Consider the following 13,256-nt stretch of genomic DNA (forward strand, 5'->3'; position numbering starts at 1 on the left):
GCAAGGCAGGCACGGGACTCCCGTCGATCACTGAGCGTAGAGAACTCCGATGATCGATGTCCCGTGCCTGTTTGCTACTCCGGGTACCTACCTGTCCGGATCCTGGGTGCCTATTGCCGGTCGCTCTAAGCGGCACCGGCACCGGTCAGCGGGCCAGCCGACGACGGCGATGAGACAGCCGATCGCGGCCGCCGGCCGATAGCGTGAACGGGGCAGCTCCAGAGGGCCGCGACCCGGGTTCAGCCACGTGACCAGGGACTCCGTCACGGCTGCACCTCCACCTCCGACGCGACGTCGATACCGAACCGCACGTCGGGCCAGGAGCCGATGCGCCGGGCCAGCGCGCCGAGGGCCAGGAGCCGACGCGCCGGGCAGCGCGCCGAGGGCCAGCGCGCTGCCCTCCAACTCGGTCAGGGGTGGGTCATCCGGAGCAGGTCCAGCGCCTCCTCCAGCTGGTCGGCGCTGAGCTTGCCGTTCGCCACGTGGCCCCGCTCGATCACCACGTCCCGGATCGCCGCCTCCCTGGCCAGCGCCTCCTTGGCGATGGAGGCGGCCTCGTCGTACCCGAGGTAGCGGTTGAGCGGGGTGACGATCGACGGCGACCCCTCCGCGTACGCCAGGCAGACGTCCTCGTTCGCGACCAGGCCGGCCACGCAGCGGTCGGCGAGCAGGCGGCTCGACGCGGCCAGCAGCTTGATCGACTCCAGCAGGTTGCGGGCCATCACCGGGAGCATGACGTTCAGCTCGAAGTCGCCCTGCGAGCCGGCGAAGCCGACCGCCGCGTCGTTGCCGACGACCTGGGCGCAGACCTGCCGGACGGCCTCGGCGACCACCGGGTTCACCTTGCCGGGCATGATCGACGAGCCGGGCTGGAGGTCGGGGATGCGCAGCTCGCGCAGGCCCGCCCGGGGGCCCGAGCCCATCCAGCGGATGTCGTTGGCGATCTTGTAGAGGCCGACGGCGACGGTGCGGAGCTGACCCGAGGCCTCCACCAGGGCGTCCCGGGCGCCCTGCGCCTCGAAGTGGTTGCGCGCCTCGGTCAGCGGCAACCCGGTGGACTCGCGCAGCCGGGCGATCACCGCGGCGGCGAAGCCGAACGGCGTGTTGATGCCGGTGCCCACCGCCGTGCCGCCGAGCGGCAGTTCGGCCAGCCGGGGCAGGGTCGCCTCCAGCCGCTCGACGCCGTAGCGGACCTGGGCGGCGTACCCGCCGAACTCCTGGCCGAGGGTGACCGGCGTGGCGTCCATGAGGTGGGTACGCCCCGCCTTGACCACGGTCTCGAACTCGGCCGACTTCTCCTCCAGCGCCCCGGCCAGGTGTTTCAGTGAGGGGATCAGGTCCTCCACGACGAACTGCGTCGCCGCCAGGTGGATCGAGGACGGGAAGACGTCGTTGCTGGACTGCGAGGCGTTGACGTCGTCGTTCGGGTGCACGTCCCGGCCCAGCTCGCGGCTGGCCAGGGTGGCGATGACCTCGTTGGCGTTCATGTTGGACGAGGTGCCCGAGCCGGTCTGGAAGACGTCGATCGGGAACTGGTCGTCGTACCCGCCCTCGGCGACGTGCGCGGCGGCGGCGGCGATCGCGGCGGCCACGTCCGCGTCGATCACGCCCAGCTCGCCGTTGACCAGGGCCGCCGCGCCCTTGATCTGGGCCAGGGCCTTGATCTGCGCCGGCTCGATCCCCCGGCCGGAGATCGGGAAGTTCTGCACCGCGCGCTGGGTCTGCGCCCGCCACAGCGCCTCGGCGGGCACCTCCACCTCGCCCATCGAGTCGCGTTCGATCCGGTAACCGGTCTCCTCTGGAGTCGTCACGCGTTCCATCCTGCCGCGCCGGCCGCCGGTCCGCAGATGATCGCGGCGACCACGAAAAATCGACGATGGCAAAGGTCGAGAAAGTTAAGATCGCAGAACTCTCATCCGCCATACAGGAGGAACTTGAACGTGCCGTACACACACGGGGGTAACCGCGGCCGGCGCACGTCCGCGCCACGCCGCGTCCTGACCACGGGCCTCGCCGCCCTGCTGACCACCGCGGGGGCGCTCGCCGTCACCGCCTCGCCCGCCGCGGCCCGCTGGGTGCTGCCGGCCAGCGTGACCTACACGGACGCCGGGCAGCCTGACGTCGCCTTCGCCGCCGCCACGGACGTACCGGTCGGGACGTGGGAGGCGGACAACGTGAAGACGACCGCCCGCGCCTACTTCACCTTCGACCTGACGCCCTACCGGGGCAGGCAGGTCATCAGCGCCCAGGTCATGACCGGTGAGGGCGCCGTCGCCGACTGCGACAAGCCGCGCGAGCTGGAGCTGTGGCGTACGGACCCGCCCGCCGCGACCCTCACCTGGAACAGCGCCCCCGTGGTGCGCGAGAAGATCGGGGACCTCGGGTCGACGGCGCCCTGCCCGGCCGGGTACCTGGAGCTGGCGGTGACCGACGCCTTCCGGCAGGCGGTCGCCGACGGGCGGGACTCGCTCACCCTGATGGCCCGGATCAGGGGCGACCACGAGGAGAGCAAGCACTACGGGCGGCGGCTCTCGACGTTCGGCGTGTCGCTGCTGGCCAACGCCGCCCCCGACGTGCCCGGGAAACTCAGCGTCGAGGGCCTCCCGTGCGCGGACGGGCAGGCGATCGGGACCGCCACCCCGCCCCTCTCCGCTGAGGTGACCGACCCGGACGCCGGCCCGGCGTCGGCGGAACCGGTGGCGGCGACCTTCGCCTGGTGGCCGGTCGACCGGCCCACCGAGCGGACCGAGTCGACGTCCCCGGAGAAGGCGGCTCCCACGGTCTTCACGTACCGGTTCCCCGACGGCTCGCTGGTCGACGGCGGCACGTACGCCTTCGCGGTCCGCGCGAGCGACGCGTACGCCAGCTCCGACTGGTCGGCGGAGTGCCGGTTCACCGTCGACGTCAGCAGCCCCGCGCAGCCGACGGTCAGCTCCACGGACTACCCTGCGGACGAGGGGTGGTACGGCGGGGTGGGCATCCCGGGTCGGTTCACCTTCACGGCCAACGACGCAGCCGACACCGTGGGCTTCCAGTACTGGCTGCTCGGGGGGCCCACGACGTACGTGGCCCTCGACACGCCGGGCGGCTCGGCAACGGTGACCGTCGCCCCCGACCACGCCGTGGAGACGCTGAGCGTCCAGGCGGTGGACCGGGCGGGGAACCGGTCCCCGCTCACGAGCTACGTGTTCCGGGCGAACGACACCAGCCCGACGGTCACGGCCGCCAACCCGACCGCCGGGTACGGCGAGCCGCGGACGCTGACCTTCTCCCCCGGCATGGAGAACGTGGTCGAGTACACGTACCGGCTCAACAGCGGGCCCGAGCAGACCGTCGCCGCGGCGGCCGACGGCACGGCCGTGGTCACGATCACCTCGACCCAGGTGGGCTCCAACGCGGTGTACGTCCGCAGTCGTACCGCGGACGGCCTGACGTCCGGGGAAGAGGTGTACGGGTTCACCATCAGCAACAGGCCGACGGTCACCTCCGTCGAGTACCCGATGGGCAAGACGGGGGCGCCCGCCGGCACGCCCGGCACGTTCGTCTTCGGGCCGGGGATGCCCGGGGTGACCGAGTACGTCTACTCGTTCGACGGCCGTCCCGCGCAGACGGTCGCGGCGGGCGCCGACGGCTCGGCGTCGGTGAGCTACACGCCGACGACCGCAGGGCTGCACCGGGTCACCGTCTACTCGCGGACCGGCGACGGGTTCGTGTCGCAGATTTTCAGCAGCCTGTTCTTCGCCGCCCAGGCCGCCTGACGGGCGACCCGGACGCACAACCGGGCGGCGGACCGGCCGGAGGGTTCACCTCCGGCCGGTCCGCCGCCGCGGGTCAGCGGCGGCCGACGGTGAGCACCGGCTTGGTGACCTCGGCGAAGAAGTCGTTGCCCTTGTCGTCGACGACGATGAAGGCCGGGAAGTCCTCCACCTCGATCTTCCAGACCGCCTCCATGCCCAGCTCCGGGTACTCCAGGACCTCGACGTGCTTGATGCAGTCCTGGGCGAGCCGGGCGGCGGGGCCGCCGATCGAGCCGAGATAGAAGCCGCCGTGTTGCTGGCAGGCGCGGGTCACCTGGGCCGACCGGTTGCCCTTGGCCAGCATCACCATCGATCCCCCGGCCGCCTGGAACTTCTCCACGTAGGCGTCCATCCGCCCGGCCGTGGTGGGGCCGAACGAGCCGGAGGCGTACCCCTCGGGGGTCTTCGCCGGGCCGGCGTAGTAGACGGCGTGGTCGCGCAGGTACTGCGGCATCGGCTCGCCCGCGTCCAGCCGCTCGGCGATCTTGGCGTGGGCGATGTCCCGGGCCACGACCAGCGGGCCGGTCAGGGACAGCCGGGTCTTCACCGGGTACTTGGACAGCTCGGCGCGGATCTCGTCCATCGGCCGGTTCAGGTCGACCCGGACGACCTCGGACGCGTCCAGGTGCGCGTCGGTGACGTCGGGCAGGTACCGCGCCGGGTCGGTTTCGAGGCGCTCCAGCCACACGCCCGACGGGGTGATCTTCGCGACCGCCTGCCGGTCGGCGGAGCAGGAGACCGCGATGGCCACCGGGCAGGAGGCGCCGTGCCGGGGCAGCCGGACCACCCGTACGTCGTGGCAGAAGTACCGGCCGCCGAACTGCGCCCCGATGCCGAAGTTGCGGGTCAGCTCCAGCACCTCGGCCTCCAACTCCAGGTCGCGGAAGCCGTGGGCGGTCATCGAGCCGGAGGTGGGCAGCGCGTCGAGGTACTTGGCGGAGGCGTACTTGGCGGTCTTCAGCGCGTACTCGGCCGACGTGCCGCCGATGACGATGGCCAGGTGGTACGGCGGGCAGGCCGACGTGCCGATCAGCCGCAGCTTCTCCTCCAGGAACTGCATCATCCGCGTCGGGTTCAGCAGCGCCTTGGTCTCCTGGTAGAGGTACGACTTGTTGGCGGAGCCGCCGCCCTTGGCCATGAAGAGGAACTTGTACGCGTCCGGGTGCCCGTCCGGGTCCTCGGCGTAGATCTCCACCTGCGCCGGAAGGTTGCTGCCGGTGTTCCGCTCCTCCCACATGGTCAGCGGGGCGAGCTGCGAGTACCGCAGGTTCAGCCGGGTGTACGCCTGCCAGACGCCGCGCGAGATCGCCTCGGCGTCGCCGCCGTCGGTCAGCACGTGGCGCCCGCGTTTGCCCATCACGATGGCGGTGCCGGTGTCCTGGCACATCGGCAACACGCCGCCCGCCGCGATGTTCGCGTTGCGCAGCAGGTCGAGGGCGACGAACCGGTCGTTCGGCGAGGCCGCCGGGTCGTCGATGATCGCCCGGAGCTGGGCCAGGTGCGCCGGGCGGAGGAAGTGGGCGATGTCGTGCATCGCCTCGGCGGTCAACGCGGTCAGCGCGGCCGGCTCCACGGTGAGGAACCGGCGGCCCCCGGGACCGTTGACGACGTCGACGCCCTCGTCGGTGATCAGCCGGTACTCGGTCTGGTCCGGCCCGGTCGGCAGCAAGGGGGCGTAGGAGAACGCGGCGGCACTGCTCATGAGCGGAAAGCCTAGGGCAGACCGGTCGATCGTTGGCACCCGCCGGGTGCGTCCTGGGACGCCGCTCTCATCCGGCGGGGCCGGCGACGCGGCCGTGAGCCCGGACACGACCGGGGTCGGCCCGTCCGACCCGGTCCGCCGGCCCGCCTCAGCCGTCCTTGCCCTGCTCGGGGCACAGTTCCCGCTTCGGCCCGCAGGTGCCGCCGCCGTCGGCGCCCGGGGCGCCACCGGTGCTGCCCGGGCCGGGGCCGCCGGGGTCGCCGGGGTCACCGCCCGGCGGCTGTGCCGGGCCGGCCGCGCCCGCGCCGAAACGGACGTACCCGATCTCCCGCCCCTCGCCGATGATCATGCCGGCCGGCCCCACGGCCAGGGCGTTCGCCGGGGTCCGCAGCACCACCAGCTCCCTGCCGGTACGCGGGTCCAGCGCCACCAGCCGGTTCGGCTTCTCGTCGGCCAGCACCGCCGCGTACGGGGTGAGGGCCCCGCCGCTCTTCCCGCCGGCCGGCCGGCTCCAGCGGGTCCGGTCCGCGCCCAGCTCCCGGGCCAGGACCGAGCGCCGGTCGGCGGACCGGACCAACGCGTACCGGTCGTCGACCGCCATCAGCCGCTCGCCCTCGGCGTTGACCTGGAGCAGCCGGCCGTCGTATCCGTCGAGGACCGCCTCCCGGCCGTCCGGGGCGACACCGATGAGCACGTTCCGCGCGCCCTGCGGATCCTCGCGCTGGGCGCAGCCGGCGCTGTCGGCGGTGCGCAGGTTGATCCCGGCGCGCCGCCACACCTGCTTCCCGTTGGCGGGGTCGTGCGCGGTGAGGGTGAACCGGCACGCGCCGTCCTGGGACACCGCGGTGATGCGCAGCATCCGGCCGCCGACGACCGCCAGCCGCTCGTCCCGGCCCGGTTCGACGTCCTGGAGCACCCGGCCGGTCGCCGTGTCCACGACGTGCACCCGGCCGTCCACGGGAAAGCCGAGCAGCGGGGGTACCGGCTCGGGGCCGGCCACGCCGCCGTCGATCCGGCTGGCGGTGAGCCGGCGGGTGCCGAGCAGGCCGGGGTTGTCGGCGAAGAGGCCGGTGCTGACGCCGGGCAGGAACGCCGTCCACAGCGGCGACGTGCCGCGCGGGTCCCAGGCGCGCAGCGTGCAGTCGGTCGCCGCGACGCACCGGGCGTCGAGCAGCAGGTTCCGGTACGTCCAGACGCCCACCGCGTCGCCGTCGCGGCGGCGCACCGCCCCGGTGGTGGGGTCGAGCAGCTCGTACCCCTTGCTCAGGAGCTTGCCCACGGCGACGACCGGGTCGCGGTCGCCGCCGGCCACCGCGGACCAGTCGGCCTTGCGGTCCCAGAGTTGTGCGCCGGTGGCGAGGCTGCGCGCCTCGACCCGGGTGCGCTGCTCGACGATGACCGCGTCGCCGGCGATGGTGACGCTTCTCGGGGTGCCGCCGATGCGCTGCTGCCAGACCACGTCCGGCTCCGAGATGGGCGTGCTCCGGTTGACCCGGTCCCAGACGCCCGGCCACGGGTTCCAGACTCCGGTGGCGGCGAGGACGATCACCGTGACGAGGCCGAGCAGCAGCCAGCCACGCACGCCGATCCTCCGGTTCACACCGGACACGGTAACGACGATCACCAGCGTCCCGGGCGCCCTGGTGGCCGTGTCGCGGCGCTTTCTCCGCGCGCCGTCGTGTTAATAGGGGGCCCCTGCTCTACCGAAAGCGTTGACAAGGGGCCCGTCCTTACCCCGCGGCGGCGGAGCGGACCAGCGGCAGCACGCGGTACGGGATCTGCTCGGCGAGGGCGATGATCGTCGAGGCCCGCCGGATGCCCTCGTACGAGACGATCTGGTCGATCACCCGCTGGAGGTCGGTGTTCGAGCGGGCGACGATCCGGCAGAGCAGGTCGCTGGAGCCGGTGATGGTGTGTGCCTCCAGCACCTCCGGGATCGCCGCGAGGTGCCGGGTGACCGGGTCGTGCCCGTGCCGCTGGCTGATCTCCAGCGTGACGAAGCTGGTCACCCCGAAGCCGATCGCGGCCGGGGAGACGTCCGGCCCGAAGCCGGCGATCACACCCCGCTCGACGAGCTTGTCGAGCCGGGCCTGGACGGTGCCGCGGGCCACCCCGAGCCGCCGCGAGCACTCCAGCACACCGATCCGTGGCTCCTCGGCGAGCAACGTGAGCAGCCGTGCATCAAGGTCGTCGAGCTGGACAGTCCGTACAGCGTTCATGAGTGACAACCGTACCGAATGCGCAACCTGACCAGCGAATACGGCAACTGTTGCCCAGCCCGCGCCGGGCGGCGATTCTCCCCACATCAGCAACCACGGCGGCCCGCGCGGCCGGCCGGTACGCAAGGGAGGCCACCATGACCCAGGCGATCGACCGACCCCAGTCGACCGAGGACGTCGACGTCGACCGGCTGGTCGGCGCCGTCGACCACGACATCAGCCGCGACCCGTTCCCCGTCAGGGGCCTCGACCATGTCCGCTTCCTCGTCGGCAACGCCAAGCAGGCCGCGCACTACTACTCCACCGCGTTCGGCATGACCTGTGTGGCGTACCGGGGGCCCGAGCAGGGCTACCGCGACCACGCCGAGTACGTGCTGACCAGCGGATCGGCCCGGTTCGTGCTGACCGGCGCGGTCCGCCCCGACGCCCCGGGCGCCGAGCACGTCACGAAGCACAGCGACGGCGTCTCCGACATCGCCCTGGAGGTGCCCGACGTCGACGCCGCGTACGCGCACGCCACCGCGCAGGGCGCGACCGGCCTGGTCGAGCCGCACGACGTCACCGACGAGCACGGCACCGTCCGGCTGGCGGCCGTCGCCACGTACGGCGACACCCGGCACACCCTGGTCGACCGGTCCCGCTACACCGGCCCGTTCCTGCCCGGCTTCGTCGCCCGCGGCCCGATCGTGGACCGGCAGCCGATGATCGACGCCGGCCTCCAGCCCAAGCGCTTCTTCCAGGCGGTCGACCACGTCGTCGGCAACGTCGAGCTGGGCCGGATGGACGAGTGGGTGGAGTTCTACAAGCGGGTCATGGGCTTCACCAACATGGCGGAGTTCATCGGCGACGACATCGCCACCGACTACTCGGCCCTGATGAGCAAGGTCGTCGCGAACGGCACCCGCCGGGTGAAGTTCCCGCTCAACGAGCCGGCGATCGCCCGCAAGAAGTCGCAGATCGACGAGTACCTGGAGTTCTACCAAGGCCCGGGCGCCCAGCACATCGCCGTGGCGACCAACGACATCCTCGCCAGCGTCGACGCGATGCGGGCCGCCGGCGTCGAGTTCCTCGACACCCCCGACTCGTACTACGACGACCCGGAGCTGCGCGCCCGGATCGGCGAGGTGCGGGTGCCGATCGAGGAGCTGAAGTCCCGCAAGATCCTGGTGGACCGGGACGAGGACGGCTACCTGCTCCAGATCTTCACCAAGCCGGTGCAGGACCGTCCGACGGTCTTCTTCGAGCTGATCGAGCGGCACGGCTCGCTCGGCTTCGGCAAGGGCAACTTCAAGGCCCTGTTCGAGGCCATCGAGCGCGAGCAGGAAGCGCGCGGCAACCTGTAACACTGTCGAGCGTGACGCACCCTCCGACGCACCCGACGCCGCCGGCCGGTGGGCAGCCGCCCGCCGCCGGCGGCGTCGCGCCGCCCACCAACCCCCAGGGGTACGCCGTCCCGGCCCAGCCCGCCGGCTACGCCCCGCCGCCGGGCTGGGTCCCGCCGCCCGGGTACGCCCCGCCGCCCGGCTGGGCCGGGCCGCCGCCCGGGTACGCCCCGGTGCCGGTCGCTCCCAACGGGCAGCCGCTGGCGAGCTTCGGCGACCGGTTCCTGGCCTTCCTGATCGACACCGCCCTGGCCACGGTGGTCATGATGGTGCTGTTCATGCCGGTCTTCCTGCTCATCTGGTTCAGGATGTTCAGCCAACTGGCCGAGGCCAACCCGGACGGGACCCTCGCCGAGCCCGACCCGGTCGCGATGATGACCGACTTCATGTTGCCCGTCCTGCTGGCCGAGCTGGGGCTGATGGTCCTGATGCTCGGGTTCTACTGGCTCTACCACGTCGAGTACCTGCGCCGGACCGGACAGACGTTGGGCAAGAAGATCATGAAGATCAAGATCGTCCCGTTCGACCCGAACGGAACGCTCGACCGCCGTACGGCCGGCAGGCGGTACCTGGTGCAGTTCGTCGGCGCCATGTTCGTTCCCGGGCTCAGCTACGTCGACGGGCTCTGGCAGCTGTGGGACAAGCCCTGGCAGCAGTGCCTCCACGACAAGTTCGCCCGCACCGTCGTCGTTAAGGTTGCTCCGTGAGTGTGCAGCCAGGCTGGTACGTTGACCCTGCCGACCCGGAGACCAGGCGGTACTGGGACGGGGAGGGCTGGATCGGCGCGCCGATCCCGGTCGACGCTACCCCGCCGGAGGGGCCGCCCCCGGTCGAGCCTCCCCCGCCCCCCGTCAGCCCGGCCGCCCCGGCGGGACACCCCGCCGCCCCGCCCCCGCCGGCCGGCCCGTTCCCCGGCCCGCAGCCGGGCCACGCGCCCGGCCCCGGCGCGCACCAAGGCCCCGGCTACGGGCCACCGCCCGGATACGGGCACCACGGACCACCGCCCGGATACGGGCAACACGGACCACCGCCCGGATACGGGCAACACGGACCACCGCCCGGGCACGGGCACCCGCAGGGGCCGCCGCCCGGCTGGCCGTACCCCACCTGGCCGGTGCGCCCGCCGCAGCCGCGCCCGCACGGGCTGCCGCTGGCCGGCTACGGCGCCCGGCTGGTCGCCCGGCTGATCGACCTCGGCGTCGTGTTCCTGCTCAACGTGGTGGTCAACGGCTGGTTCGTCTGGCGGTACGTCGAGGAGGTCACGCCGTACCTCCGCGAGGCGTGGCGCCGGGGGCTGGCCAACAACCCGTCCACGGAGGGGCTGCCTCAGCCCGGCGAGCAGGCCGGCGGCCTCCAGATCGCCATCCTGCTCATCGCCACCGCGCTGTGGTTCGCGTACGAGGTGCCGGCGATGGCCGGCAACGGGCAGACCCTCGGCAAGCGGCTCATGGGCATCCGCGCCGTGCCGATGGAGGCCGACCAGCCGCTCGGCTTCGGCCGGGCGCTGCGCCGGTGGAGCACCCTGGGCCTGCCCACCCTGCTCTGGTACTGCTGCGGCCTCGGCCTGCTGCTGCAGCTCGTCGACGCGGTGTCGCCGCTGTTCGACCAGCCGCTGCGCCAGGCGCTGCACGACAAACGCGCGCTGACGGTGGTGGTCCAACTCCCCCGCACTCCCGGTGCCGGCACCGGCACCGCCGCCCCCCACGACCCCGCCAACCCTCCGGGAGACACCCGATGACCGACACCGGACGCCACGAGCCGCCGCTGCGGCTGACCCGCGCCGACCTCGACGCCCTGCCGAACTACGTCCCCGGGCGCAGCCCGGCTGACCTGGCCCGCGAGCTGGGCCTGCCCGAGGCGATCAAGCTCGCCAGCAACGAGGTGCCGTACGGCCCGCTGCCCGGGGTGGTGGAGGCCGTCACCGAGGCCGTGACCGCCTCGCACCGCTACCCGGACATGGGCGTGGTCGCGCTGCGGGGGGCGCTCGCCGAGCGGTACGGCGTCGACGCCGAGCGGATCGCCACGGGCTGCGGGTCGGTGGCGCTGGCCGAGCACCTGGTCCGGGCGACCTGCCTGCCGGGCGACGAGCTGCTCTACTCGTGGCGCTCGTTCGAGGCGTACCCGATCATCGCGGCGACCAGCGGCGCGACCAGCGCGCGGGTGCCCAACGACGCCGCGCACGGGCACGACCTCACGGCGATGGCCGCCGCCGTGACCGACCGGACCCGGATGATCCTGGTCTGCAACCCGAACAACCCGACCGGGACGGCCGTCCGCCGCGCGGAGCTGGACCGCTTCCTCGACGCGGTGCCGGACGACGTGCTGGTGGTGATCGACGAGGCGTACCGGGAGTTCGTCACCGACCCGGAGGTGCCGGACGGCCTGACCTACTCCGACCGGCCGAACGTCGCCGTGCTGCGCACCCTGTCCAAGGCGTGGGGGCTGGCGGGTCTGCGGATCGGCTGGCTCGTCGCCGCGCCCGAGGTGGCCGCCGCCGTGCGCAAGGTGGTCACCCCGTTCTCCACCAGCATGGCCGCCCAGGCCGGGGCGCTGGCCGCGCTGGCCCAGGCCGACGAGGTGGAACGCCGCTGCGCGCTGGTCGTCGCCGAGCGGGACCGGGTCACCGAGGCGCTGCGCAAGCTCGTCCCGGACGTGCCGTCCAGCCAGGCGAACTTCGTCTGGCTGCCGCTGGGCGACCGGGCCGTGGAGTTCGGCCGGGCGTGCGAGGCGCGCGCCGTGATCGTCCGCCCGTTCCCCGGCGACGGCGTCCGGGTCACCATCGGCACCCCGGCCGAGAACGACGCCTTCCTCGCCGCCGCCGAGGCCACCCTCGCGTGAGGGCGGGCCGGCTCAGGTGGCGGCCAGCACCACCGGCTCGGACATCGGGAAGTACCGCTGGTCGTCCGCGTCCGGGTCGACCGGCTCGCGCAGCCGCTCCACCGCCACGTAGCCGTCCGCCGCGTACGCGAGGCCGGGCGCCCAGCCCAGGCCGTCCCGGCCCACGGTGAGCGGGAAGCGGGAGCGTTGCGCGCCGGTCGCCGGATCGAGGGTGACCAGGTCGTTCTGCTCGGTGAGCAGGTGCACCCGGCCGGGCTGGGTGGCGAGGATCCGGACCGGCCCGAGGTCGGCCCGGCGCCACAGTTCCTCGCCGGTCCGGGCGGACCGCGCGGTCAGCACCCCGTCGGTCACCCCCACGACCCGATCCCCGGCCAGTTCCGACCCGGCCAGGTCGAGGCCCGACGCCGCGACGGGCGGGCCCGCGGCGACCAGCCAGCCGCGGGCCGGGGCGTCGGCCGGGCCGGCGGTGCGCAGACCCCGGCATCGGGAGCGGTGGCTCACACAGCCGACGGGGGTGGCGGACAGCTCGGCGGAGCCGCCCGGCGGCTGCCAGCGTGTCGTCGTCGTGCCGGTCGACACGTCGCGGAACTCGACCGCGGGCGGGCCGGCGCAGCGGTCGACCGCGAGGAACTGCCCGGCCGCCGTGGTGCCGACGTCGGTGCGGCACCGGTCGTCCACCCCGGCCGACCAGAGCTGCCGGCCGTCGGCCAGCGCGAAGCCACGGACCCCGCGTCGCCCGGAGACGACCAGCACGGCCCGGCCGTCGCCGGTCCGGGCGAGGAAGAGCCCCGCCGGGTCCCAGACGGTGCCGGCCCCGGTGCGGCGGGCGGTCGGGGAGTCGGGGGGCACCGGGCCGTCGGCCCGCCAGGCGACCCGTCCGGTACGCGCGTCCAGCGCCACGAGCTTCCCGTCCGACCAGTGGCTGACCACGGTGGTCCCGTCGGCCACCACCCCGCTCAGCCGCGCGGGCCAGCGCCGGTACGACCAGTAGGGGCTGGCGCGGTACCGACCGTCGGCGGGCTGGTCGGCGTACACCTGGCGGGCGGCCGTGTAGACGCGGAGCCGGCCGTCCACGATCAGCGGGGCCACCGGGAGCCGCCCCACCACCCCGACGGCCGGCGTGGCCGCAGGCGGGTAGCCGGCCCGGGCGACCGTTTCGACCTCGGCGGGGGCGAGCACCCGGTGGACGACGACCGCGACCGCCCCGACGCCGAGCAGCGCCGCGACCACGGCCGCCACCCCGCGCCGCCCCTTCGGGAACCCCATGCCGCACCTCCGACCGGCACCCTACCGAGCCGAACCCCAGCAGCCCCTGTCA

The 13,256-nt window shown here is 73.5% G+C and carries 10 protein-coding genes; 5 read left to right on the top strand and 5 right to left on the bottom strand.

All coding sequences use genetic code 11. The features are described 5' to 3' along the window. Positions 1-410: 410 nt before the first annotated feature. Positions 411-1,820, bottom strand: a complete 1,410-nt coding sequence (locus tag ABGB16_RS04925) for a class II fumarate hydratase (RefSeq protein WP_347666749.1) — start codon at positions 1,818-1,820, stop codon at positions 411-413. Positions 1,821-1,940: 120 nt separating this feature from the next. Between ABGB16_RS04925 and ABGB16_RS04930 the strand changes: the two genes are divergently transcribed. Then, positions 1,941-3,758, top strand: a complete 1,818-nt coding sequence (locus ABGB16_RS04930) for a DNRLRE domain-containing protein (RefSeq protein WP_347666750.1) — start codon at positions 1,941-1,943, stop codon at positions 3,756-3,758. 73 nt (positions 3,759-3,831) lie between these two features. Here ABGB16_RS04930 and ABGB16_RS04935 read toward each other — a convergent pair whose 3' ends face one another. The 3 genes from ABGB16_RS04935 to ABGB16_RS04945 all read right to left on the bottom strand — a co-directional run bounded on the left by ABGB16_RS04935 (position 3,832) and on the right by ABGB16_RS04945 (position 7,718). Beyond that, positions 3,832-5,499, bottom strand: a complete 1,668-nt coding sequence (locus ABGB16_RS04935) for a fumarate hydratase (protein WP_347666751.1) — start codon at positions 5,497-5,499, stop codon at positions 3,832-3,834. A 148-nt stretch (positions 5,500-5,647) separates the two neighbouring features. Further along, positions 5,648-7,108, bottom strand: coding sequence for a PQQ-binding-like beta-propeller repeat protein (locus ABGB16_RS04940; RefSeq protein ID WP_347666752.1), 1,461 nt, complete (start codon positions 7,106-7,108; stop codon positions 5,648-5,650). Between the two features lie 121 nt (positions 7,109-7,229). After that, complete coding sequence (locus ABGB16_RS04945; RefSeq protein WP_347666753.1) at positions 7,230-7,718, bottom strand: Lrp/AsnC family transcriptional regulator; 489 nt, start codon at positions 7,716-7,718, stop codon at positions 7,230-7,232. 137 nt (positions 7,719-7,855) lie between these two features. Between ABGB16_RS04945 and hppD the strand changes: the two genes are divergently transcribed. Genes hppD through hisC form a run of 4 tightly spaced genes read left to right on the top strand, consistent with a single transcriptional unit; the run spans position 7,856 to position 11,938 of the window. Further along, positions 7,856-9,061 carry a 4-hydroxyphenylpyruvate dioxygenase gene (gene hppD, locus ABGB16_RS04950; RefSeq protein ID WP_347666754.1) on the top strand — a complete coding sequence of 402 codons (1,206 nt, stop codon included), beginning with the start codon at positions 7,856-7,858 and terminating at the stop codon, positions 9,059-9,061. A gap of 11 nt (positions 9,062-9,072) precedes the next feature. After that, a complete protein-coding gene (locus tag ABGB16_RS04955; RefSeq protein ID WP_347666755.1) occupies positions 9,073-9,807 on the top strand; it encodes an RDD family protein in 735 nt (244 codons plus the stop codon). Then, the gene (locus tag ABGB16_RS04960; RefSeq protein WP_347666756.1) at positions 9,804-10,838 is read left to right on the top strand and encodes an RDD family protein; all 1,035 of its coding nucleotides are present in this window, start codon (positions 9,804-9,806) and stop codon (positions 10,836-10,838) included. Before ABGB16_RS04955 ends, ABGB16_RS04960 begins: the two co-directional genes overlap by 4 nt. Next, entirely contained in the window at positions 10,835-11,938 is a 1,104-nt protein-coding gene (gene hisC, locus ABGB16_RS04965; RefSeq protein WP_347666757.1) for a histidinol-phosphate transaminase, read from the top strand. Before ABGB16_RS04960 ends, hisC begins: the two co-directional genes overlap by 4 nt. Positions 11,939-11,950: 12 nt before the next feature. Here hisC and ABGB16_RS04970 read toward each other — a convergent pair whose 3' ends face one another. Beyond that, a complete protein-coding gene (locus ABGB16_RS04970; RefSeq protein WP_347666758.1) occupies positions 11,951-13,204 on the bottom strand; it encodes a PQQ-binding-like beta-propeller repeat protein in 1,254 nt (417 codons plus the stop codon). Positions 13,205-13,256 lie beyond the last annotated feature (52 nt).

It is taken from the genome of Micromonospora sp. B11E3, from assembly GCF_039871625.1.
Classification (GTDB): Bacteria; Actinomycetota; Actinomycetes; order Mycobacteriales; family Micromonosporaceae; genus Micromonospora.

Coding starts and splice junctions, on each gene's coding strand:
- ABGB16_RS04925 (WP_347666749.1), bottom strand. CDS start 1,820: ATGGAACGCGTGACGACTCCAGAGGAGACCGGTTACCGGATCGAACGC.
- ABGB16_RS04935 (WP_347666751.1), bottom strand. CDS start 5,499: ATGAGCAGTGCCGCCGCGTTCTCCTACGCCCCCTTGCTGCCGACCGGG.
- ABGB16_RS04945 (WP_347666753.1), bottom strand. CDS start 7,718: ATGAACGCTGTACGGACTGTCCAGCTCGACGACCTTGATGCACGGCTG.
- hppD (WP_347666754.1), top strand. CDS start 7,856: ATGACCCAGGCGATCGACCGACCCCAGTCGACCGAGGACGTCGACGTC.
- hisC (WP_347666757.1), top strand. CDS start 10,835: ATGACCGACACCGGACGCCACGAGCCGCCGCTGCGGCTGACCCGCGCC.
- ABGB16_RS04970 (WP_347666758.1), bottom strand. CDS start 13,204: ATGGGGTTCCCGAAGGGGCGGCGCGGGGTGGCGGCCGTGGTCGCGGCG.